Origin of the sequence: Pseudomonas sp. (assembly GCF_002796985.1) — a bacterium.
Classification (GTDB): domain Bacteria; phylum Pseudomonadota; class Gammaproteobacteria; order Pseudomonadales; family Pseudomonadaceae; genus Pseudomonas.
The window spans coordinates 551,897-574,128 of sequence record NZ_PEKX01000009.1 but is presented as its reverse complement, the minus strand read 5'-3'; the positions used below and the strand labels follow the sequence as shown (position 1 = coordinate 574,128).

Sequence of the window (22,232 nt, the reverse complement as noted above, 5' to 3'; positions counted from 1 at the left end):
AACCTCTCTTTCCGTCAAGCTTTATTTTCGAAAATTTCTTTTCTACTCAATCGCTTGGGCTTCGGCGAAGGCGAACCTTCTCATCAGCGGGAGGCGCATTCTACAGCGATCAAGCCCACTGTCAAGCACCTCGGCGACCTTCTTTTCAGCTCGCTGCCGGAGCAGCTAATGAAGAGCGGCAAGTGAATCACCCGCCTGATCACCACTCTCAACCTCGAACCTCTGCAAGTACTTGATTTTCAAGTTCTTTCAGCGCTTCGTCGCTGGGAGTGGTGCGCATTATAGGGAGTTTAAATCGGCCGTCAACGACTAATTTAAACTTTCTTCACTCGGCGACCAGGGAGACGCGAGCGAATGCCTTCTTGCCAGCCTGCAGGACGTGAGTAGCTCCTACCTTGAAGACGAAGCTGCGATCCACAACCTCACCATCCACGCGCACGCCGCCAGACGACAGCAGGTCGCGCGCGACAGCCGAGTTCTTCACCAGGCCTGCCTTATTAAGGACGGCGCCAATGGGCAGGTCTTCCGCTACCGCCACTTCCACTTCCGGCAGGTCTTCCGGAAGTTCGCCCTCTTTCAGGCGGTTGCCTGCGGACTTGTGTGCGGAAGCAGCCGCTTCTTCACCATGGAAGCGAGCGACGATTTCTTCCGCCAGCTTGATCTTGATGTCACGCGGATTGGTGCCAGCCTCGACATCTCCCTTGAAGCCCTCGATCTCTTCCATGGAGCGGAAGCTGAGCAGTTCGAAGTAACGCCACATCAGGGTATCCGGGATGGAGACCAATTTGCTGTACATGACACCCGGTGCCTCCTGGATGCCTATGTAGTTACCCAGGGACTTGGACATCTTCTTCACGCCATCCAGGCCTTCGAGCAAGGGCATCGTCAGAATGCACTGCGGCTCTTGCCCATAGGCACGCTGGAGCTCACGACCCATCAGCAGATTGAACTTCTGGTCGGTACCGCCGAGCTCGACATCAGCGCGCAGCGCTACCGAGTCGTAACCCTGAACCAGCGGGTAGAGGAATTCGTGAATAGCGATGGACTGGTTGCTGGCATAACGTTTGCTGAAGTCATCGCGCTCCAGCATACGAGCAACGGTGTACTGGGAAGCCAGACGAATGAAATCAGCGGGGGAAAGCTGGTCCATCCAGGTGGAATTGAAGGCCACTTCGGTCTTCGCGGGGTCGAGGATCTTGAAGACCTGGGCCTTGTACGTCTCGGCGTTCTCGAGAACCTGCTCGCGGGTAAGGGGTGGGCGGGTAACACTTTTCCCGCTGGGGTCACCGATCATCCCAGTGAAGTCGCCAATCAGGAAGATCACCTGATGCCCCAACTCCTGGAACTGGCGCAGCTTATTAATAAGGACGGTATGTCCCAGGTGCAGGTCGGGAGCGGTCGGGTCGAAGCCGGCCTTGATACGCAGGGGCTGGCCGCGCTTGAGCTTTTCGATCAGCTCGGCCTCCACGAGAATTTCGTCTGCACCGCGCTGGATCAGCGCCAGCTGCTCTTCGACCGACTTCATTGCAGGTTCCTGTACGTTGCGAATTGCGAAAGGGAACCAACGATACAAGAACAGACACTAAAAACAAGTTTTGCCCAGCGCCAGAGGACAGGACGTCAGAAGCCCGACATCAGGGTTGATTCAGCGGGAATTTGGTTATATTTTAGGCAGTTATTTCACATTCCAAAAACACCACTCATGCCATGACGCAATCAAAACAGAAAGCGCCGTACTATCCGAAGAGCCATCTGCTCGCCGCTAGCGGTGTAGCAGCGCTCCTCAGCCTGGCTCTGCTGGTGTTCCCCTCGGCCGAGGTCGAGGCGAAGAAGACCACGCTCAATCTGGAGCTGGACAGCGGTACCGAGCAGATCCTTCAGGAAAAAGACGATCTTCGACCCAACGCGGTCACGGAAGACGACGGCTCTTCGCCTTTTGCACAGATAGAAGGCCAGCCGGACAACCAGAACAGCGCCGGAAAAGACGCGCAAAAGAAGAACGATCTCGCCGATTCGAAACAGCAAGCCTCCCCCTCCGCTCCCGCAGACCCTGCGTGGAAAAGCGTGACCGTGGGCAAGGGCGATACTCTTTCCACCGTGTTCGCGAAGGCCGGCCTGCCGGCGAACGCCGTGCACGACATGCTTGCCGCAAACAAGGACGCCAAGCAGTTCACCCGTCTCGATATCGGCCAGGACGTGGACTTCCTCATTGATGCCAAGGGAGAGCTGCAGGGCCTGAAGGTCAAGCGCAGCGACCTGGAGACGATCAGCTTGAACAAGTCCGCCAAGGGCTATGACTTCAAGCGCGACATGATCAAGCCCTCGGTACACGCCAACTATGCCCACGGCCGCATCGACAGCTCGTTGTTCGTCGCCGGCAGGAACGCGGGACTCTCTCACGACCTGATCATGTCGATGGCTAATGCCCTCGGCTACGACATCGACTTCGCCCAGGATATCCGCGAGGGCGACGAGTTCGATGTGATCTACGAATCCCAGCAGGTGAAGGGCAAGCAGGTCGGTACTGGCAGCATCCTCGCTGTTCGCTTCGTCAACCGCGGCAAGGAATACACTGCCGTGCGCTACACCAGCAAACAGGGCAACACCAGCTACCTCCGCGCCGACGGCAGCAGCATGCGCAAGGCGTTCATTCGTACTCCGGTGGACTTCGCCCGCATCAGCTCGCGCTTCTCGATAGGGCGCTTCCATCCCGTCCTGAACAAGATTCGTGCACACAAGGGCGTGGACTACGCAGCTCCGATCGGCACGCCGATCAAGGCAACCGGCGACGGCAAGATCCTCGAAGCCGGCCGCAAGGGCGGTTACGGCAACGCCGTGGTGATCCAGCACGGCCAGCGCTATCGCACCGTGTACGGTCACATGAGCCGTTTCGCCAAAGGCATCCGCTCCGGTGTTGCGGTGAAGCAGGGACAGATCATCGGTTATGTCGGCATGACCGGCCTCGCCACCGGCCCGCACCTGCACTACGAGTTCCAGGTCAACGGCCAGCACGTCGACCCGCTGAGCGCCAAGCTGCCGACCGCTGACCCGCTGAGCGGCCCGGAGCGCAAGCGCTTCCTGGCGCAGATCCAACCGTTGATGGCTCGCATGGACCAGGAGAAGGCAACCTTCCTGGCCCTGAACAAGCGCTAAGCCATGCCGCTCTATCTGGGGGTGATGTCCGGCACCAGCCTCGACGGGCTGGACATCGCCCTGGTCGAGCAAGGCGAGCAGACTACTCTGCTCGCCTCCCACTACCTTCCCATGCCTGCGGCGCTCCGTGCCGACCTTCTGGCACTCTGCTCTTCCGGCCCCGATGAAATCGCCCGTTCCGCGCTCGCGGAAAACAGCTGGGTGCGGCTGGCAGCCCAAGGTATCAATGAACTCCTCGCCTGCGAGAAGCTGAGCGCCAGTACGATTCGCGCCATCGGCAGCCACGGCCAGACCATTCGCCACGAGCCTCAGCTTGGCTTCACCGTACAGATTGGCAACCCGGCGCTGCTTGCCGAGCTGACCGGTATCGATGTGGTAGCCGACTTTCGCCGCCGCGACGTAGCCGCCGGCGGCCAGGGAGCACCGCTGGTTCCCGCCTTCCACCGGGCACTCTTCGGCAGCGATCGCCGCGAGTGCGCGATCCTCAACGTGGGCGGCTTCAGCAACGTCTCGCTATTGAGCCCTGGCAAGCCGGTTCGTGGATTCGATTGCGGCCCCGGCAACGTCCTGCTGGATGCCTGGATTCAGGAGCAACGTGGCGAGACCTATGACCGTGATGGCGCCTGGGCTGCCAGCGGCAGCATCGATCAGGCGCTGCTGCGGAAGATGCTGGCGGACGACTTCTTCGCTGCCAAAGGCCCGAAGAGCACCGGGCGCGAGCGTTTCAACCTGAACTGGCTGAACGCGGTCCTGGCCAACCATGGCCCGGTGAAAGCCGAGGACGTGCAGGCAACCCTGTTGGAGTTGACCACGCAAAGCATCGCCGCGGCGCTATTGGATGCTCAGCCCAACTGCGAGGAAGTGGTGGTTTGCGGTGGCGGCGCGTTCAACGCGATGCTGATGCAGCGCCTCGCCGCGCACATGCCCGGCGCCAGCGTGATCAGCAGCATCGACCGCGGCGTACCACCGGAATGGATGGAGGCCATGGCCTTCGCCTGGTTGGCCCATCGTTTCTTCGAACGCGAGCCCGGCAACTGCCCGGAAGTCACGGCCGCGCAGGGGCCGCGCATTCTTGGCGCGCTCTACCCCGCCTGAACCCGCTGTACAAACAAAAACGCCGCGCAGATGCGCGGCGTTTTTGCTTCTACGGCATCAGATCGAGAAGGACTGACCGCAGCCGCAAGTGGTCGCTGCGTTCGGGTTCTTGATGACGAACCGCGAACCTTCGAGACCTTCCTGGTAGTCCACTTCCGCACCGGCAAGGTACTGGAAGCTCATCGGATCGACCACGAGGTTGACGCCATCTCGCTCGACGATGGTGTCGTCGTCCGCGGTGTCTTCATCGAAGGTGAAGCCGTACTGGAAGCCCGAACAGCCACCGCCCGTGACGAACACCCGCAGCTTGAGGCGCGGATTGCCTTCTTCGTCGATCAGGTTCTTCACCTTGTTCGCAGCGCCTTGCGAGAACATCAGCGGAGTGGGGGTGAAGGTTTCGATGGTCATGGTGAAAACTCTCCCGGCCGAAGCCGTACGTTACAACATTGCGGGCTATTATCCGCTTACCCCAGAAAAACGGTCAACTAATCCGACTCATCCATTGGTCCAGATCAATTGGCCGCTTCCGGGGCAATCTTTCCTTACGGTAGCAGCGCGACGTTGGACAGACCCAGGTGCTCATCCAGGCCGAACAGGATGTTCATGTTCTGGATCGCCTGGCCGGACGCGCCCTTCACCAAGTTGTCGATGACCGACAGAATCACCACCAGGTCGCCGCCCTGCGGACGGTGTACCGCAATGCGGCAGACGTTGGCGCCGCGCACGCTGCGGGTTTCCGGATGGCTGCCGGCCGGCATCACGTCGACGAACGGCTCGTTGGCGTAGCGCTCTTCGTACAGCTTCTGCAGATCGACGCCACGGTCGGCAACGCGTGCGTACAGGGTCGCGTGAATGCCACGGATCATCGGGGTCAGGTGCGGCACAAAGGTCAGGCCGACATCACCTTTGGCCGCGCGACGCAGGCCCTGGCTGATTTCCGGCAGGTGACGGTGGCCCTTCACCGAGTAGGCCATCATGCTTTCGCCGGATTCGCAGAACAGTGAACCGACCTTGGCACCACGGCCGGCACCGCTGACGCCGGACTTGCAGTCGGCGATCAGTTGGCTGGCGTCGGCCAGGCCGTTCTCCAGCAGCGGGATGAAGCCGAGCTGAGTGGCGGTCGGGTAGCAGCCGGGAACGGCGATCAGGCGCGCAGACTTGATCGCCTCGCGATTCACTTCCGGCAGACCATAGACGGCCTCGGGCAGCAGATCCGGCGCACCGTGGGGCTGGCCGTACCACTTGGCCCACTCTTCGGCGTCCTGCAGGCGGAAGTCCGCGGACAGGTCGATCACCCGGGTACCGGTCGCCAGCAGTTCGCCGGCCAGTGCGTGGGCCACACCGTGCGGGGTGGCGAAGAACACCACGTCACACTCGCCCAGACGCTTCACGTCCGGCACGCTGAAAGCCAGGCCGTCGTAGTGGCCTCGCAGGTTCGGGTACATGTCGGCGACTTTCACGCCCTCCTCGGAACGCGAGGTAATCACCTCGACGCGAGCCTGGGGATGCTGTGCCAGCAGGCGCAGCAGTTCCACGCCCGTATAACCCGTACCGCCTACGATACCGACCTTGATCATCTGCCTGTCACTCCACCTATGGGGCCAAATTCAGGGGCAGCCATGATATGAGCCGCTGCCCCCGCTGAACAGAGCGAATGCACGCCGGTTTAAGAGCCTTTGGTCGAAGCCAGGGTTTCCTGCATCTGACGAGCGAGCGCGTGATAGATCGGTAGCGGGTTCAGGCGAGCCGACACACCACTGGCCAGCAGCGTGGCAGCAAGGATCGGGATCAGCATGTCCGGGCTGTGGGACATCTCCACGGTGATCACCGTGGCGGTCAGCGGCGTGCGCGTCACCCCGGCGAGGTAGGCAGACATCCCCAGCAGCGCCACGGCGGGCAGGCTTGCTCCAGGGATCAGCGGTGTCAGCCAGGGAGCCAGGCTGGCACCGACGGTGAGCGAGGGCGAGAACAGCCCACCGGGGATGCCGGCGATGAAGGAAATCACGTTGGCGATGAACTTCCACAGAAGGAAGTCATGCCCCACCACCGGCTGCCCCTCGAGGATGGAACGGGTCTCGGCATACCCGGTGCCGAACACGTGCTGCCCGGACAGCAAGCCGAGCAGCGCCAGCACCAGCCCGCAGGCAGCGGCGAAACGGATCGGCCAGCGCCCGCGCCAGCGACTGATGAAGCCGAGCGGACCGCGCTGGGTCGGCAGCACCAGCCGGCAGTAGAGGCCGCCAAGCAAGCCGCCGAGCACGCCACAGGCCACCACGGCGATCCACGCCGGCCCCAGCGGCATGCTTTCCGAGAGACGGCCGAAGTAGCTGTAACTGCCCATCAGACCGAGCGTGACCATGCCGCCGAGCAGGACCGCGGTGAGCACCAGCCCGCTGAAGCGCTGTTCGAAGGTGCGGCTCAGCTCCTCGATGGCGAAGACCACCCCGCCCAGTGGTGTATTGAAGGCGGCCGCAATGCCCGCCGCACCACCGGCGATGATCAGGCCGGATACCGTACGCTTGTGATAGAGCCCCAGGCGACGGCCGAGCGAATACATCAGGGCCGCGCCGATATGTACGGTCGGCCCCTCGCGTCCGGCCGAGGCTCCTACCAGCAGCGCCATCAGGGTCATCGCCAGTTTGCCCACGGCAATCCGCACCGACAGCAAGGCATTTCGTGTGCGGCTGCTGCGTTGTTCCAGCGCCACGATGACCTGTGGAATGCCGCTGCCACGGGTGTTCTTCAACGCGCCCTGGGTCAGCCAGACCAGGCCGGCAAAACCCAGCGGGCAAAGCAACCACGGCCACCACGGGTTGTGCGCGACCACGGCGCGGAAGGTCGCGCTGGCGAGGTCCGCCAGATAGGCGAAAGCCAGTGCCACCAGCCCCACCAGCAGCGCACCGAGCCAGAACGCCAGGTTGCGCCGCCACTGGCGCAGCAAGGGATGACGCGCCAACGGGCGTTTGGGCACGGCACGAGCGGAAAAATCACCAGTCGGCTCGCTGGAACTCTCTGTCGGTATGGGTTCTGACATGGACACGGAGCCGGGCATCTTCCGGATGCCATGCGGCGCGCGCGGCAAACAGCCACGGACGGAACATCTCAGTGTAATAGACGCAGGGATGACGGCATTGCACGGCGCCACTACTATCGGCTCAACCGTGACCCGAGGAAATCCTGATGCTTTACCTGTGGTTGAAAGCCTTTCACATCATTGCCGTGGTCTGCTGGTTCGCCGGGCTCTTCTATCTACCGCGCCTGTTCGTCTATCACGCCATGAGCGAGGACACCGCCAGCCGCGAACGTTTCTGCGTCATGGAGCGCAAGCTGTACCGCGGCATCATGGGGCCCTCGATGATCCTCACCATCGTGCTCGGTGCCTGGATGCTCTACCTCAATCCCGCCTGGCTGACCCAGGGCTGGATGCACGCCAAGCTGACCCTGGTCGTATTGCTGATCGGCTACCACCATGCGTGCGGAGCCATGCTCAAGCGCTTCGCCCGTGGCGAGAACGGCCGCAGCCATGTGTTCTACCGCTGGTTCAACGAAGTGCCGGTACTGTTCCTGATCGCCATCGTGATCCTGGTGGTCGTCAAACCTTTCTGACCCCGACAAGGAGACTGTCATGTCCCTGCCCGCCCTGCTCGACCGCCGCCTGCGCATTCCCCTGGTGGCGGCACCGATGTTCCTGGTCTCCAATCCGCAACTGGTGCTGGCCTGCTGCAAGAGCGGCATCGTCGGCAGCTTCCCCGCGCTGAACCAGCGCGAGAGCAGCGGCTTCAAGGCCTGGCTGGAGGAGATCGAGGCCGGGCTGGCCGCCGACCCGCAGGCCGCGCCCTATGCGGTGAACCTGATCGTGCACAACACCAACCCGCGCCTGCAGGCGGACCTGAAGCTCTGCGTCGAGCACAAGGTGCCCATCGTCATCACCAGCCTGGGCGCGGTGCGCGAGGTGGTGGATGCGGTGCACAGCTATGGCGGCCTGGTATTCCATGACGTCACCACCCGCCGTCATGCCGAGAAGGCGGCGGAAGCCGGAGTCGATGGCCTGATCGCGGTGGCCGCCGGTGCCGGTGGCCACGCCGGCACCTGGAGTCCCTTCGCGCTGATCGCAGAAATCCGCCAGTTCTTCGACAAGACCCTGCTGCTGGCCGGCTGCATCAACCATGGGCACGAGATCCTTGCCGCCCAGGTGCTGGGCGCCGACCTCGCCTACCTCGGCACACGCTTCATCGCCACCCGCGAGAGTGCGGCGTCCGAGGACTACAAACACATGCTGATCGGCGCTCGCGCTGCCGATATCGTCCACACGCCCGCCGTCTCCGGCGTACCGGCGAGCTTTATGCGCCAGAGCCTGGAAGCCGCCGGCTTCGACATGCAGCGACTTAGCGACCGGGGCGCGCTCAACTATGGCGAGAAGCTCAAGCCGGTGAGCGACGAAGCCAAGGCCTGGAAGACCGTGTGGTCCGCCGGCCAGGGTGTCGGTGAGATCCGCGATCTGCCTGCAGTTGGCGAGCTGATCGCCCGGTTGGACCATGAGTACCGCCAGGCCCTGACGCGCAGCGCTGGCCTGTCCAACCAACTGCTGGTCTGAGCGACGGCACCGCTCACGATATATCCGCCGGGGGCGCTTGTTGGCCTTCGGCGGCCCGATTACGCTGTAGCGATTCCAACATAGCCAGAAGACAAGGATGCCCCTATGGACCAATCCCGCTTCAAGATCGTGTTCGACGGCGCGCTGATGCCCCAGACGCCGCTGGAAACTGCCAAGGAAAACCTCGCCCGCCTGTTCAAGAGCGATGCCTCGAAGATCGAAGCACTGTTCAGTGGCCAGGCGGTGGTGCTCAAGCGCGACCTGTCCGGCGACGAAGCCGACAAGTACCTGCGTGCTCTCCACGGCGCTGGCGCCAACGCCCGCAAGGAAGCCGATGGCGTTGCCGGCCTGAGCCTGGTAGAGACCGATGACCACCCCAGCGATGCGACTCTGGCGGCCCGCGCCACCGGCGAATCTACCAGCAACGAGCGGATGACCTGCCCCAAGTGCGGGCATGAACAAGCTTCCTCCATCGAGTGCAACGCCTGCGGCATTGTCATCGAGAAGTACCTGGCGCGGCAGGCTGAGCTAGCCGCCAATCCAGCTCCCACCGCCGCAGCCACCGCCCCGAACGCCGCTGCCTCTCCCTACGCGCCGCCCCAGGCAAAAGTTGGCGATGATCTACCGGAATTCGGCGAACTGAAAGTCCGCAGCCTGTCCGGCCGGATCGGTCGCGTGCGCTACCTCGGCTGGTCTGCCGCGCTGTCCTTCATCGTCTTCGGCGCCTACCTGGTCGCCAGCCTGCTGATGGCCGTTTCGATGCCCCTGGGCGTGGCTGCCATCGCCGTGGTGGTCATCGCCGCCATGGTCTTCAGCGTGCCCATCGGTGTGCAGCGCCTGCATGACCTGGGCTGGTCCGGCTGGCTTTGGCTCGCCTTGCTGGTCCCCTTCGTCAACGCAGTGCTCAGCCTGCTGATGCTGTTCATGCCCGGCGAGCAGAGTGCCAACCGCTTCGGCCCGCCGCCGCCGCCCAACAGCACCGGCGTCAAGGCCCTGGCCTTCTCCTGGCTGCTGTTCCCGGTATTTGGCGGTATCCTCGCGGCCATCGCAATTCCGGCCTACCAGAGCTATGTCGAACGCGCCCAGGCGGCGCAAGCATCGCAGTATCAACCGGGCGACGAATCTGCCGACCCGGCCGCTGCCGCGGAGCCCTCCGACGACGACTTCAGAAGTGGCGACACCGAGGGCGCCGATTCGGACCCTAGCGAAAGCACTGACCAGTAATGCAACAACCCGTGGCGGGCGTGGTCGAACGCCACCCCGCCACAGAGACTCCTGAATGCCTCGTTTTGCCCTCATCACCGGCGCTTCCAGCGGAATCGGCCTGGCACTGGCCGAAGCCCTTGCCCGCCGCGGCCAGGCGCTGATCCTGGTGGCGCGCCAGCGCGATGCACTGGACAGCGCCGCCTGCGAGTTATCTCAGCGTTTCGGGGTAGAGGTGCTGTTCCGAGTCTGCGACCTGTCCGAGCCGCTGCAGATCTCCGGTCTGCTGCACGAGCTGGAACAAAGCGGACGGCAGATCGAGCTGCTGGTGAACAATGCCGGCGTCGGCACCTCCGGCGCCTTCATCGATCAGGACTGGTCCCGTGAGCAGGAACTGCTGGAGCTCAACGTCCTGGCCCTGGCGCGTCTGTGCCACGGCATCGGCGCCATGATGGAGCGCAGCGGCGGCGGGCAGATTCTCAACGTCGCCTCCATGGCCAGCCTGCTGCCCGGCCCCTGGATGAGTAGCTACTACGCCAGCAAGGCATTCGTGCTGCACTTCTCCGAAGGTCTGCGCGAGGAGCTCAAAGGCCGCGGCATCAAGGTCTCGGTGCTGTGCCCGGGCCCGACCCGCACTGCCTTCTACCGCAATGCCGACATGCGCCTGGGCAAGCTCGACGACGGCAAGCGCGTCATGCCCCCCGAGGAAGTCGCCTTCCTGGCCGTGAAGGCGCTGCGCCGCGCGCCCGCGCTGATCATCCCCGGCTGGCGCAACCGCCTGTTTGCCTATGGCGTGCGCCTGCTGCCACGCTGGGTCATGCGCAAACTGGCCGGGCGTATCAACCGCCTGGCGCTGGCCAACTGACCGGCATTCAATCCGCGCGTACGGTGCGGCCGTCGGCCCATTGACGCAAGGCGGCCAGCTCTTCCGCCATGACCACCGACAACGGCGCGGTCCGGCGGATTTCCTCCAGCAGCAGTGCCTGATCCACCGCCTTCTGTCGCGCCTGCGCAGCATAGAAGGCGCCGACCACTGCTTGCTCGATCTCCGCACCGGAAAAGCCGTCCGCCGCCTCAGCCAATGCTCCCAGGTCGAACTGCGCCACCTCCAGCTCGCGGCGCACGAGGTGAATACGGAAGATGTCCATGCGCACGGCATGGTCCGGAAGATCGACGAAGAACAGCTCGTCGAAACGTCCCTTGCGCACCAGCTCCGGGGGCAACCGATCGATGGCATTCGCGGTCGCCACCATGAACACCGGCGCCTTGCGCTCGGCCATCCAGGTCAGCAGAGTCGCCAGCACCCGCTGGCTGACGCCGTTGTCCTGATCGCCCGTCGCCACGCCCTTCTCGATCTCGTCCGCCCAGAGCACACAGGGCGCCATGCTGTCCGCCAGACGCAACGCTTCACGCAGATTGCGCTCGGTTTCGCCGAAGTACTTGTTGTAGAGGCTGCCGAAGTCCAGTCGTAGCAAGGGCAGCCCCCACAGACCGGCAACGGCCTTGGCCGCCAGGCTCTTGCCGCCGCCCTGCACCCCCACCAGCAGCACGCCCTTGGGCAGATCCTTGTCCTTGCTCTCGGTGAAAGCGCTCTGCCGTTCGCCCAGCCAGCGCTTGAGGCTGGCCAGCCCGCCCACCTCGGCAAAGCGCGCGGTGTCGTGCTCGAAGCTGAGTACGCCGTCGAGGTTGAGTAGTTCGAACTTGGTACGGTTGAGCTCCGGCAGATCCTCCTGGGTGATCGCGCCATCGTTGCAGATCACGCTACGCGCCAGCAGCCGGGCCTCACCGTGGGTCAGGCCGCGCAGGTTCTTCACGACCTGGCGCAGGGTGCGGTTGTCCGTGCGTACGCGCGCGCCTCGGTTGCGCTCGCTCCAGCGGGTAGCCTCCTCACGCACCAGCCCTACCAGCTCATCCTCGGACGGCAGAGACAACGCAAAGCGCGCGGCGAAGCGCTGGACTTCAGCGGGTAGCTTCAGCGCATGGGAGACCAGCACCACCGTGGGCCGGAAATTCCCCTCGGCCATGGCGATCTCCTTGAGCAGACGCACGGCGCGCGGGTTATCCGTCAGGTAGGGATGCAGATCGCAGAGCACGTAAAGGTTCGGCTGCGGATCGGCCTTGATCAGCCGCAAGGCATTCTCCGCCTCACGGCTGTCGCTCTCCCCCTGAGGTTCACCACCAAAACCCAGGCGCTGCAGGCCCTCGGTCGCCGACCACAGCTGTAGGTTGAGGCCGCGCCGCACCGCCAGGCCGGTGAGAGTCTCAAGAACCCGTGGCTCGTCCCAGGACTCGATCACGATCAGCTTGACCCTGGAGTCGAGCACCAGGCCCAGGTCATGGATATCGTTCTGCACGCTAGCTCCTTGCGTTGACCGGCCCGGAACTGGGCGCGGCGGTCGACGGCCGCTAAACTCCTGCTCCTACCTATACGACTGGAGGAGCATTTCGTGGACTGTCTGTTCTGCAAGATCGTCGCCGGGGACATTCCCGCGCGCAAGCTCTATGAAGATGATCAGGTGATCGCCTTCCACGATATTGGCCCACAGGCGCCGGTGCATTTCCTGGTGATCCCGAAGAAGCACGTATCCACTCTCAACGACCTGACCGAAGCGGACAAGCCGCTGGCCGGGCACATCCTCTTCACCGCCCAGCGCCTGGCGAAGGAACAGGGCTGCGACGAGGGCTTCCGCGTGGTGATGAACTGCAACGACCTGGGCGGCCAGACCGTGCACCACATCCACATGCACGTACTGGGTCAGCGTCAGATGCACTGGCCGCCGGGCTGATCGCCGGACACTCAACAAGAGCGAGCTGCGCGCACCTCGGCAAGACCTGTCATCCGCCATCCGGTAAACTGCCGGGCGAATGTTCCTACCGGAGGTGCGCCATGTCCGCCGACCGTCACTACTCTCCCGCCGACCGCTTCCTGCTGCAGGCCGATGCCGCGCTGCGCACCCTGCTGCCCTTCAGTGGCCATCCAGGGCGCCCATCCCCCGCCATCGTCCAGCCCGACGCCGAGCTCAGCGAAACGGACGCCCGCCATGTGGCCGGGCTGATGCGCATCAACCACACCGGCGAGGTCTGCGCCCAGGCGCTGTACCAGGGCCAGGCACTGACCGCCAAGCTGCCCAAAGTGCGCAAGGCCATGGAAGAAGCTGCCGACGAGGAGGTCGATCACCTCGCCTGGTGCGAACAGCGCATCCGTCAGCTTGGCAGCCGCCCGAGCGTGCTCAACCCGATTTTCTACGGCCTGTCCTTCGGCGTCGGCGCGGCTGCCGGGCTGATCAGCGACCGCGTCAGCCTGGGCTTCGTCGCCGCTACCGAAGACCAGGTGTGCAAGCACCTGGACGAACACCTGGCGGAAATCCCCGCCGAGGACCAGAAGTCCCGCGCCATTCTCGAGCAGATGCGCGAAGACGAGGAGCACCATGCCACCAGCGCCATCGAGGCCGGCGGCCTGCGCTTCCCGACGCCGGTAAAGTTCGGCATGACCTTGCTGTCCAAGGTGATGACCAAGTCCACCTACCGGATCTGATCCGGCCAGCAACGAAAAAGGGCGCCCACTGGGCGCCCTTTTTTCATCGTGCGGCAGATCAGCGCGGCATATTGCGCGCGTAGAAGATCTCCAGCATCTCGTGCCGTACACGCTCTTCCACCTGCTGGCGCTGCTCGGCCGACAGATTGCGGGTCGCGTCACCGAACAGGTAATTGTCCAGGTCGAACTCCTTGAGCAGCATCTTGGTGTGGAACAGATTCTCCTGGTACACGTTCACGTCGGTCATCTGGTAGGCCTCGTACGTGTCGTCGGAGAGATAGTTCTGGATCGAGTTGATCTCGTGGTCGATAAAGTGCTTCTTACCTTCCACATCGCGGGTGAAACCGCGCACGCGGTAATCCACGGTGACGATGTCCGAATCGAACTGGTGGATGAGGTAGTTGAGCGCTTTCAGCGGCGAGATAACGCCGCAGGTCGACACATCGATGTCCACCCGGAAGGTCGCAATGCCTTCCACCGGATGGATCTCCGGATAGGTGTGCACGGTGATATGGCTCTTGTCGAGGTGCGCCAGAATGGTTTCCGGCAGCGGCCCCGGGGATTCCTCGATCTGGCTGTCGGTCGGGGTGACCGGCTGCTCGGAGATCAGGATGGTCACGCTGGCGCCTTGCGGATCGTAATCCTGACGGGCGATGTTCAGGATGTTTGCGCCAATGATGTCGACAACATCGGTGAGGATCTGCGTGAGACGTTCGGCATCGTACTCTTCGTCGATGTACTGCACGTAGGCCTGCTGGTCTTCAGGCGTCTCGGCATAGCAGATGTCATAGATGTTGAAGCTCAAGGTCTTCGTCAGGTTGTTGAACCCGTGGAGCTTGAGTTTGCTTTTCACCGTGGGAAAACTCTCATCAAATGCGGCTCTGCCGCGTGGTTGAGCATGCCCGTCAGGCGCGTACGGCGGCACCTGCGTAGGACGGTTTACACCTCTTCGCGATGGCGATTGTGGTTGCTTGGTTTCGGGCCGGATGGCCCTGAAAAAAGGTGGCGCATTATGCAGAGGTCAGGCGACCTCTGCCAGAGTTTGCGCACCCTTGATGATGAAAGGATGGAGGGGGCTATCAGCCCAGTTCCACGATCTCGTAGTCATGGGTGATCTCGACGCCAGCGCGGCCGAGCATGATCGAGGCGGAGCAGTACTTCTCAGCCGACAGTTCGACCGCACGTTTGACTTGAGCTTCCTTCAGGCCACGGCCCTTGACCACGAAGTGCACGTGGATCTTGGTGAACACCTTCGGATCTTCGTCGGCGCGTTCGGCTTCGAGGAAGGCTTCGCAGCTTTCAACCGGCTGGCGGCCTTTCTTCAGGATGCTGACCACGTCGAAGTTGGTGCAGCCGCCCAAGCCGAGCAGGAGCATCTCCATCGGCCGCACACCCAGGTTGCGGCCACCGGCGTCCGGCGGACCGTCCATTACCACGACGTGGCCGCTGCCGGATTCGCCGAGGAACATCGCCTCGCCCGCCCACTGAATTCGCGCTTTCATTGCAAGAAACTCCGCCGAAAAAAGGGGCGACAGCTTATCACAGCCCCCTAGCACGCCCAGTGGGAGCGGTGGCTGTTACCCAGGTCTCATTTCCACACGGTCAGTATGCATTTATCACTTAAGCTGGCGCCGGTTTACTGGCACACTCTCAGAAATTGCCTACACGAACGTTCCAGTGTTCCGATTGCTGGTAACACATCGTCTGTTAAGCTCTTGCTGATTTACGTACATGCAAGAATGCTCAGCCAGGCAATTACGCCGCCCTGGGGATCGAGGGGGATCGCGCCAGGGATGCACGGCACTACAGCTGAACATAAAAATCATTAGCGCCTGTTGTGCAAAGGCCACTTTTTATACTTTCCGGGACTCGGGCATGGTAGCTATTACCCTTACACCCAAAATCAAGAACCTCGACAAGTTGCTCGCGCACTGTCATCGCCGCCGCTTCACCGCCAAGAGCACCATCATCTACGCCGGTGACCGCTGCGAGAGCCTGTTCTTCATCATCAAGGGCTCGGTCACCGTCCTGATCGAGGACGACGATGGCCGCGAGATGATCATCGGGTACCTCAATACCGGCGACTTCTTCGGGGAGATGGGGCTCTTCGAAAAGGAAGGCAGCACCGGCCAGGAGCGTAGCGCCTGGATCCGCGCCAAGACTGAATGCGAAGTCGCCGAGATCAGCTACGCGAAGTTCCGCGAACTGAGCCAGCAGGACCCGGAGATTCTCCTCACCCTGGGCAGCCAGATGGCGGACCGCCTGCGCAAGACCACGCGCAAGGTCGGTGACCTGGCTTTCCTCGACGTCACCGGGCGCGTCGCGCGCACCCTGCTGGACCTGTGCCAGCAGCCGGATGCCATGACCCACCCGGACGGCATGCAGATCAAGATCACCCGCCAGGAAATCGGCCGCATCGTCGGCTGCTCCCGCGAGATGGTTGGCCGCGTGCTCAAGAGTCTGGAGGAACAGGGCCTGGTGCATGTGAAAGGCAAGACCATGGTGGTCTTCGGCACTCGCTGAAGAAACGCTGAAAGCAAAAAAGCCGGCAATCGCCGGCTTTTTTGTGTCCGCAGGAAACGTCAGTCCGGATCGGCGCCCAGCTTGACCTTGCTGCGTTCGGGGAAGAACAGACGCTTGAGCTCAGTACCCGGCTCTTCGGCGCGCATGAAGGCTTCGCCGACCAGGAAGCCAAACACGTCGCTGACTTCCATCAGCTCGACATCGGCGCGATTGAGGATACCGCTCTCAGTGATCACCATGCGCTCGCGCGGGATTTCCGGCAGCAAGTCCAGGGTAGTCTCCAGGCTCACTTCGAAAGTGTGCAGGTTGCGGTTGTTGATGCCGACCAACGGAGTGTCCAGAGTCTTCAGCGCACGCTCCAGCTCCGGCGCGTCGTGCACTTCCACCAGCACGTCGAGGCCGACGTCCTTGGCCACCGAGGCCAGCTCGGCCATGCGCACGTCATCCAGCGCCGAGACGATCAGCAGGATGCAGTCGGCGCCAATGGCACGGGCTTCCACCACCTGGTACGGATCGATGAGGAAGTCCTTGCGAATCACCGGCAGCTTGCAGGCAGCGCGGGCTTCCTTGAGGTAGGCATCGCTGCCCAGGAAGAAGTCGACATCGGTCAGCACCGAGAGGCAGGCAGCGCCGCCTTCTTCGTAGCTACGGGCGATATCGGCCGGGTCGAAGTTCTCGCGCAGGATGCCCTTGCTCGGCGAGGCCTTCTTCACCTCGGCGATCACTGCCGGCTCGCGGGATTTGGCGCGTTCCAGCATGGCATTGGCGAAACCGCGCGGCGCGTCTGCGCCACGGGCCAATTGCTCCACCTCGGCAAAGCTGACGCGGGCGCGGCGTTCGGCGACTTCTTCGGCCTTGCGGGCCAGGATCTTCTGCAGAACCGTCGGCACACTCACTGTGCGTTCTCCTCTCGGTAAACGGCGGTGAAGGCCGCCAACTCTTCCATTTTCTCCCGCGCCAGCCCTGTGTGCAGAGCGTCGTGGGCCAGTTGCATGCCTTCGTGCAGGCTGGTGGCCAGGTCCGCGGCGTAGAGTGCGGCGCCGGCATTGAGCACGATCAGCTCAGCGGCCTTCTGCCCGGCTTCGGTCTTGCGCCGGCCAAGGGCGTCGCGGATCAGCTCCAGCGATTCTTGCGGGCTGTCGACGGTCAGGCCGATCAGGCTTTGGCTCTTGATGCCAAAGTCCTCGGGCTGCACTTCGTATTCGGTGACCACGCCATCTTTCAGCTCGGCAACGTGGGTTGCCGCAGCGAGGCTGAACTCATCCAGGCCATCGCGGGAATGGACGACCAGGATATGCTCGCTACCCAGGCGCTTGAGCACCTCGGCCAGCGGGCGGCACAGCGCCTGGCTGAACACGCCGACCACCTGGTGCTTCACGCCAGCCGGGTTGGTCAGCGGGCCGAGCATGTTGAACAGGGTACGCAGGCCTAGCTCACGGCGCGGGCCGGCGGCGTGCTTCATGGCCTTGTGGTGGACCTGGGCGAACATGAAGCCGACGCCGACAGTCTCGATGCAACGCTTCACCTGGACCGGCTTGAGGTCCAGGTAGATACCGGCGGCTTCCAGCAGGTCGGCGCTGCCGCTCTTGCCGGAGACCGCGCGATTCCCATGTTTGGCGACCTTGCCACCCGCTGCGGCAACCACGAAGGCTGCCGCCGAGGACACGTTGAAGATGTTCGCACCGTCGCCACCGGTGCCGACCACGTCGACCACGTGCTTCAGGCTGTCCAGCTCGACCTGGTCAGCCAGCTCGCGCATCACCGCCACGGCGCCGACGATTTCGTCGATGGTCTCGCTCTTCATGCGCATGCCCATGAGGAAGGCGCCGATCTGCGCGTCGGTGCACTGCCCGGTCATGATCTCGCGCATGACGTCCTGCATTTCCTCGGTGGAGAGATCCAGCTGGTTGACCACGCGCCCGAGGGCTTCCTTGATATTCATGCGCGCACCCCGCCCGTCTGCTTGAGGAAGTTGGCCAGCATCTCGTGGCCCTGTTCGGAAAGGATCGACTCGGGGTGGAACTGCACGCCCTCGACGTTCAGCGTCTTGTGGCGCAGGCCCATGATCTCGTCGACCGAGCCGTCTTCCAGCGCCGTCCAGGCGGTGATTTCCAGGCACTCGGGCAGCGTCTCGCGCTTCACCACCAGGGAGTGGTAACGGGTCTGCGTCAGCGGATTGTTCAGGCCGGCGAACACGCCCTGGTCCTTGTGGAACACCGGGCTGACCTTGCCGTGCATGACCTGGCGCGCCCGCACCACGTCGCCGCCGAAGGCCTGACCGATGGACTGGTGACCCAGGCACACCCCCAGCAACGGCAGCTTGCCGGCGAAGCGCTCGATGACTTCCAGGGACACACCCGCCTCGTTCGGCGTGCACGGGCCGGGGGACAGGACGATACGTTCGGGATTGAGCGCGGCGATCTGGTCGACGCTCAGTTCGTCATTGCGAATGACGTGGATGTCGGCCTTCAACTCGGCAAAATACTGCACCAGGTTGTAGGTGAAGGAATCGTAGTTATCGATCATCAGCAGCATGTCTGCTCGAACCTCATGATTGCACTGCTTTCGGATCGCGCCATCGTCGACACCCGTTGCGGCCTCGCAGGCTGCGCGAATCTGGCGATTATGCCAGCGGATGGGAGAAATGGACGCGTAAGTAGAGACCGGCGCTATGCCGGGAAAGAAGGAATCAGGCGCGCCAGCGCCAACGGGCGAATGCCTTGAGGAGGGAAGTGATGATGCGGGTGCGGTGGATCACGATTGCGGTCTCGCCTAGCGATGGCCGAACAGTAGCCCAAGGCCGGGCGCCAGCGCAATACGCACGGCATGCCTGCCGACGATTCGGTGCCATAGACGGTCTCTGCGCGGGGTGAGGGGCTCTTGATTTTGTAGGAGCGGACTCCGTCCGCGATGAGCCACGCGCACGACCAGATCGCGGACGGAGTCCGCTCCTACGGAAAAGAAAAAGCCCCGCCGAAGCGGGGCTTTCATCGAGCCGGCGACTCAGTCGCGGCCATGCACCTTGGCGGTGTGCTCGGCCAGCGCCACCGCGCGGAACATCGCGCGGCGCTTGTTGATGGTTTCTTCCCACTCCGCTGCCGGTACCGAGTCGGCAACGATGCCGCCGCCGGCCTGGACGTGGAGTTCGCCGTTCTTGATCACCGCGGTGCGGATGGCGATGGCAGTGTCCATGTTGCCGTTCCACGCCAGGTAACCCACGGCGCCGCCGTAGACGCCGCGCTTGACCGGCTCCAGCTCGTCGATGATTTCCATCGCGCGAATCTTCGGCGCACCGGACAGGGTGCCTGCCGGCAGGATGGCGCGCAGGGCGTCCATCGCGCTGAGCTTCTCGTTCAGTTGGCCGTTCACGTTGGAGACGATGTGCATGACGTTGGAGTAGCGCTCGATCACCATGCGTTCGGTGACCTTCACACTGCCGGTCTGCGACACGCGCCCGACGTCGTTGCGGCCCAGGTCGATGAGCATCAGGTGCTCGGCGATTTCCTTGGCGTCGGAGAGCAGGTCTTCTTCCAGCGCACGGTCGGCCTCTTCGGTGGCACCACGCGGGCGGGTGCCGGCGATGGGACGCACGGTGACTTCACCATCCTCGACGCGCACCAGCACTTCCGGCGAGCTGCCGACGACGTGGAAGTCGCCGAAGTTGAAGAAGTACATGTAGGGCGTCGGGTTGAAGCAGCGCAGCGCGCGGTACAGGTCGATAGGCGCTGCGGTGAAGTCGATGGACATGCGCTGCGACGGCACGACCTGCATGCAGTCACCGGCCAGGATGTATTCCTTGATGGTGCCGACGGCGCGCTCGTAGTCCTCGCGGGTGAAACTGGCGCGGAACTGCGGTTCCGGGGCGTTCACGGCGCTGAAATCCAGGCCGCGGCGCGGGGTGATCGGCTGGCGCAAGCGCTCCAGCAGTTCTTCCAGCTGGGCCAGGCCGTTGTCGTAGGCGTCGGCCTGCGCCGGGTCGGCAAGCACGATCGCGTGCATCTTGCCGGCGAGGTTGTCGAACACGACGACCGCGTCGGAGACCATCAGCAGGATGTCGGGGTTGTTCAGCGGATCGGGGTTCGGGCACTGCGCCAGGCGCTGCTCGACGTAGCGCACGCAGTCATAGCCGAAGTAACCGACCAGGCCACCGTTGAAGCGCGGCAGGCCGGCGATGGTCGGCACGCGGTAGCGCTCCTTGAACTCCTCGACGAAGGCCAGCGGGTCGGCGCACTCGAAGCTCTCGGTCTCGACGCCGTCGACCTTGATGCTCGCCTGGTGGCCATACACCCGCAGCACGGTGCGGCTGGGCAGGCCGATGATGGAGTAGCGCCCCCACTTCTCACCGCCCTGGACGGATTCGAGCAGGTAGGTGTTGGGGCCGTCGGCCAGCTTCAGGTAAATCGACAGCGGAGTGTCGAAGTCGGCAAGGGTTTCACAGGTCAGCGGAATGCGGTTGTAGCCTTCGGCGGCCAGGCGCTGGAATTCTTCGCGGGTCATGATCAGCCTCGTGGAGTGAGGAGGAAACGGTCTTGGGTGCACACACGCGCCGGGCGTACCGGCCAAAGGATGTCAGGCGCGCCAGCGCCAGCGGGCCAGTGCCTTGATGACTTTCATCCAGAGTGTGTGGGGGGCCGTATCCACGGTGCTGTCTCGCTGAGCGGGGTTTGAGGCGGAGTCGGGCAACACTATCGCTTTGCCCGAATCGAAGCAAGGCAGTAGATGGCGCAGGTCGTCGAGCACCAGCGTCGGGGTTTCCTCGGCGATGGGCCGGCCGTGGTTGTAGCCATAGCTCAGGCCCACGCTACGCACGCCGGCGGCCTTGGCGGCGAGGATGTCGTTACGCGAGTCGCCGACGAACAAGGCCTCCTCGGCTGACACGCCAGCCATCTTCATCACGAACAGCAGCGCGGCCGGGTCGGGCTTCTGCTGCGGTAGGGTGTCGCCGCCGATGATCCAGCGGAAGAACTTGCCCAGTTTCATCTCATCCAGCAGCGGGGCGACGAAGCGCTCGGGCTTGTTGGTGATCAGCGCCAGCTCCACGCCGCGCTTCTTCAGCCACTTCAGGGTTTCGATCACGCCGGGGTAGACCACGGTCAGCGCGTGGTTGTCGGCGTAGGCGTCCATGAACAGTTCGAGGGCACGCTCGGTGTCCTCTTCGCTGACCTCATCATGCTCGATGTCATTGGCCAGGGCGCGGCGCACCAGCACCCGCGCGCCATTGCCGACCCAATGACGCACGGCGCCGAGGCCGACTGGCTGGCGCCCGAGCGCCAGCAGCATCTTGTCGACCGCAGCGGCAAGATCGGGAACCGAATCCACCAGGGTGCCGTCCAGGTCGAACATCACCAGACGCGGTAGCCCGGCGAACGGCAGTTGCGCAGCGCTCATCACTTGCGCGCCTGCGCCAGCTCAGCATGCATGGCGCGGATGACCTCGGCGTAGTCCGGTGCGTTGAAGATCGCGGAGCCGGCGACGAAGGTGTCGGCGCCCGCGGCAGCGATCTCGCGGATGTTCTTCACGTTCACCCCACCGTCGATTTCCAGGCGGATATCGCGACCGGAGGCGTCGATCAGCGCGCGCGCTTCGCGCAGCTTGTCGAGGGTGCCGGGGATGAATTTCTGCCCGCCGAAGCCGGGGTTCACGCTCATCAGCAGGACCATGTCGATCTTGTCCATCACGTACTTCAGCGCGTCCAGCGAGGTGGCCGGGTTGAATACCAGGCCGGCCTTGCAGCCACCGTCCTTGATCAGTTGCAGGGAGCGGTCGATGTGCTGGGTGGCTTCGGGGTGAAAGGTGATGTAGGTGGCGCCGGCCTCGATGAAGTCGCCGATGATGCGGTCCACCGGGGAAACCATCAGGTGCACGTCGATGGGCGCGGTGACGCCGTACTTGCGCAGGGCCGTGCAAACCATCGGGCCGATGGTCAGGTTCGGCACATAGTGGTTGTCCATCACATCGAAGTGAACGATGTCGGCGCCGGCGGCGAGCACCTTGTCCACATCCTCGCCCAGGCGGGCGAAGTCGGCGGAAAGGATCGACGGAGCGATGGCGTAGGGTTGCATGGCGCACCTCTGTGGGCGGAAATCACGGATGGCGCGCATTGTAGCCGCTCGCGCGGCGCGAAGGGGA

23 protein-coding genes are annotated in these 22,232 nt (G+C 63.4%); 10 read left to right on the top strand and 13 right to left on the bottom strand.

Going from position 1 to position 22,232, the window contains the following annotated elements; translation table 11 throughout:
* On the top strand, positions 1 to 186 hold a 186-nt coding region (locus tag CTR55_RS17015), incomplete at its 5' end, for a hypothetical protein (RefSeq protein WP_296287983.1).
* 139 nt (positions 187 to 325) lie between these two features.
* Here the strand turns inward: CTR55_RS17015 and tyrS are convergent.
* Complete coding sequence (tyrS, locus tag CTR55_RS17010; RefSeq protein ID WP_296287982.1) at positions 326 to 1,525, bottom strand: tyrosine--tRNA ligase; 1,200 nt, start codon at positions 1,523 to 1,525, stop codon at positions 326 to 328.
* 182 nt (positions 1,526 to 1,707) lie between these two features.
* Here tyrS and CTR55_RS17005 point away from each other — a divergent pair, with 182 nt between their 5' ends.
* Both CTR55_RS17005 and CTR55_RS17000 read left to right on the top strand, forming a co-directional pair.
* The gene (locus CTR55_RS17005; RefSeq protein ID WP_296287981.1) at positions 1,708 to 3,153 is read left to right on the top strand and encodes a peptidoglycan DD-metalloendopeptidase family protein; all 1,446 of its coding nucleotides are present in this window, start codon (positions 1,708 to 1,710) and stop codon (positions 3,151 to 3,153) included.
* A 3-nt stretch (positions 3,154 to 3,156) separates the two neighbouring features.
* Positions 3,157 to 4,248: an anhydro-N-acetylmuramic acid kinase gene (locus CTR55_RS17000; protein ID WP_296287980.1), complete on the top strand. Its 1,092-nt coding sequence runs from the start codon at positions 3,157 to 3,159 to the stop codon at positions 4,246 to 4,248.
* Positions 4,249 to 4,305: 57 nt separating this feature from the next.
* Here the strand turns inward: CTR55_RS17000 and erpA are convergent, their stop codons facing one another.
* From erpA to CTR55_RS16985, 3 genes are all read right to left on the bottom strand, one after another.
* The gene (gene erpA / locus CTR55_RS16995; protein WP_045212604.1) at positions 4,306 to 4,656 is read right to left on the bottom strand and encodes an iron-sulfur cluster insertion protein ErpA; all 351 of its coding nucleotides are present in this window, start codon (positions 4,654 to 4,656) and stop codon (positions 4,306 to 4,308) included.
* 134 nt (positions 4,657 to 4,790) lie between these two features.
* Positions 4,791 to 5,825, bottom strand: coding sequence for an N-acetyl-gamma-glutamyl-phosphate reductase (gene argC, locus CTR55_RS16990; RefSeq protein WP_296287979.1), 1,035 nt, complete (start codon positions 5,823 to 5,825; stop codon positions 4,791 to 4,793).
* A gap of 89 nt (positions 5,826 to 5,914) precedes the next feature.
* On the bottom strand, positions 5,915 to 7,282 hold the full coding sequence (locus CTR55_RS16985) for a chloride channel protein (RefSeq protein ID WP_296287978.1): 1,368 nt from the start codon (positions 7,280 to 7,282) through the stop codon (positions 5,915 to 5,917).
* Between the two features lie 146 nt (positions 7,283 to 7,428).
* Here CTR55_RS16985 and hemJ point away from each other — a divergent pair, with 146 nt between their 5' ends.
* The 4 genes from hemJ (at position 7,429) to CTR55_RS16965 (ending at position 10,910) form a co-directional block, all read left to right on the top strand.
* Positions 7,429 to 7,854 carry a protoporphyrinogen oxidase HemJ gene (gene hemJ, locus CTR55_RS16980; protein WP_296287977.1) on the top strand — a complete coding sequence of 142 codons (426 nt, stop codon included), beginning with the start codon at positions 7,429 to 7,431 and terminating at the stop codon, positions 7,852 to 7,854.
* Positions 7,855 to 7,873: 19 nt separating this feature from the next.
* Positions 7,874 to 8,842: a nitronate monooxygenase family protein gene (locus tag CTR55_RS16975; RefSeq protein ID WP_296287976.1), complete on the top strand. Its 969-nt coding sequence runs from the start codon at positions 7,874 to 7,876 to the stop codon at positions 8,840 to 8,842.
* Between the two features lie 105 nt (positions 8,843 to 8,947).
* Complete coding sequence (locus CTR55_RS16970; protein WP_296287975.1) at positions 8,948 to 10,066, top strand: DUF805 domain-containing protein; 1,119 nt, start codon at positions 8,948 to 8,950, stop codon at positions 10,064 to 10,066.
* A 55-nt stretch (positions 10,067 to 10,121) separates the two neighbouring features.
* The gene (locus CTR55_RS16965) at positions 10,122 to 10,910 is read left to right on the top strand and encodes an SDR family oxidoreductase (RefSeq protein ID WP_296287974.1); all 789 of its coding nucleotides are present in this window, start codon (positions 10,122 to 10,124) and stop codon (positions 10,908 to 10,910) included.
* A gap of 7 nt (positions 10,911 to 10,917) precedes the next feature.
* On the opposite strand, the gene CTR55_RS16960 is transcribed toward CTR55_RS16965, so the two are convergent.
* A complete protein-coding gene (locus tag CTR55_RS16960) occupies positions 10,918 to 12,399 on the bottom strand; it encodes an AAA family ATPase (protein WP_296287973.1) in 1,482 nt (493 codons plus the stop codon).
* A gap of 93 nt (positions 12,400 to 12,492) precedes the next feature.
* Between CTR55_RS16960 and CTR55_RS16955 the strand changes: the two genes are divergently transcribed.
* Positions 12,493 to 12,831, top strand: a complete 339-nt coding sequence (locus CTR55_RS16955; RefSeq protein WP_081520754.1) for a histidine triad nucleotide-binding protein — start codon at positions 12,493 to 12,495, stop codon at positions 12,829 to 12,831.
* A gap of 101 nt (positions 12,832 to 12,932) precedes the next feature.
* Positions 12,933 to 13,580 (top strand): 2-polyprenyl-3-methyl-6-methoxy-1,4-benzoquinone monooxygenase, encoded by a 648-nt coding sequence (gene coq7, locus CTR55_RS16950; protein ID WP_296287972.1) that lies wholly within the window; start codon positions 12,933 to 12,935, stop codon positions 13,578 to 13,580.
* A gap of 58 nt (positions 13,581 to 13,638) precedes the next feature.
* On the opposite strand, the gene speD is transcribed toward coq7, so the two are convergent.
* Both speD and CTR55_RS16940 read right to left on the bottom strand, forming a co-directional pair.
* On the bottom strand, positions 13,639 to 14,433 hold the full coding sequence (gene speD, locus CTR55_RS16945) for an adenosylmethionine decarboxylase (protein ID WP_296287971.1): 795 nt from the start codon (positions 14,431 to 14,433) through the stop codon (positions 13,639 to 13,641).
* Positions 14,434 to 14,659: 226 nt separating this feature from the next.
* Complete coding sequence (locus tag CTR55_RS16940) at positions 14,660 to 15,082, bottom strand: OsmC family protein (RefSeq protein ID WP_015475289.1); 423 nt, start codon at positions 15,080 to 15,082, stop codon at positions 14,660 to 14,662.
* A gap of 373 nt (positions 15,083 to 15,455) precedes the next feature.
* Here CTR55_RS16940 and crp point away from each other — a divergent pair, with 373 nt between their 5' ends.
* The gene (gene crp, locus CTR55_RS16935) at positions 15,456 to 16,103 is read left to right on the top strand and encodes a cAMP-activated global transcriptional regulator CRP (RefSeq protein ID WP_017517340.1); all 648 of its coding nucleotides are present in this window, start codon (positions 15,456 to 15,458) and stop codon (positions 16,101 to 16,103) included.
* Between the two features lie 59 nt (positions 16,104 to 16,162).
* Here the strand turns inward: crp and trpC are convergent, their stop codons facing one another.
* From trpC to rpe, 6 genes are all read right to left on the bottom strand, one after another.
* Positions 16,163 to 16,999, bottom strand: coding sequence for an indole-3-glycerol phosphate synthase TrpC (gene trpC, locus CTR55_RS16930; RefSeq protein ID WP_296287970.1), 837 nt, complete (start codon positions 16,997 to 16,999; stop codon positions 16,163 to 16,165).
* Positions 16,996 to 18,045, bottom strand: coding sequence for an anthranilate phosphoribosyltransferase (trpD, locus tag CTR55_RS16925; protein WP_296287969.1), 1,050 nt, complete (start codon positions 18,043 to 18,045; stop codon positions 16,996 to 16,998). The genes trpC and trpD overlap by 4 nt, the downstream gene beginning before the upstream one ends.
* Positions 18,042 to 18,638, bottom strand: coding sequence for an aminodeoxychorismate/anthranilate synthase component II (locus tag CTR55_RS16920; RefSeq protein ID WP_296287968.1), 597 nt, complete (start codon positions 18,636 to 18,638; stop codon positions 18,042 to 18,044). Before CTR55_RS16920 ends, trpD begins: the two co-directional genes overlap by 4 nt.
* Before the next feature lie 468 nt (positions 18,639 to 19,106).
* The gene (gene trpE, locus CTR55_RS16915; RefSeq protein WP_296287967.1) at positions 19,107 to 20,600 is read right to left on the bottom strand and encodes an anthranilate synthase component I; all 1,494 of its coding nucleotides are present in this window, start codon (positions 20,598 to 20,600) and stop codon (positions 19,107 to 19,109) included.
* A gap of 72 nt (positions 20,601 to 20,672) precedes the next feature.
* Complete coding sequence (locus CTR55_RS16910; protein ID WP_296287966.1) at positions 20,673 to 21,491, bottom strand: phosphoglycolate phosphatase; 819 nt, start codon at positions 21,489 to 21,491, stop codon at positions 20,673 to 20,675.
* Positions 21,491 to 22,165 (bottom strand): ribulose-phosphate 3-epimerase, encoded by a 675-nt coding sequence (gene rpe / locus CTR55_RS16905; protein WP_045212681.1) that lies wholly within the window; start codon positions 22,163 to 22,165, stop codon positions 21,491 to 21,493. Before rpe ends, CTR55_RS16910 begins: the two co-directional genes overlap by 1 nt.
* Positions 22,166 to 22,232 lie beyond the last annotated feature (67 nt).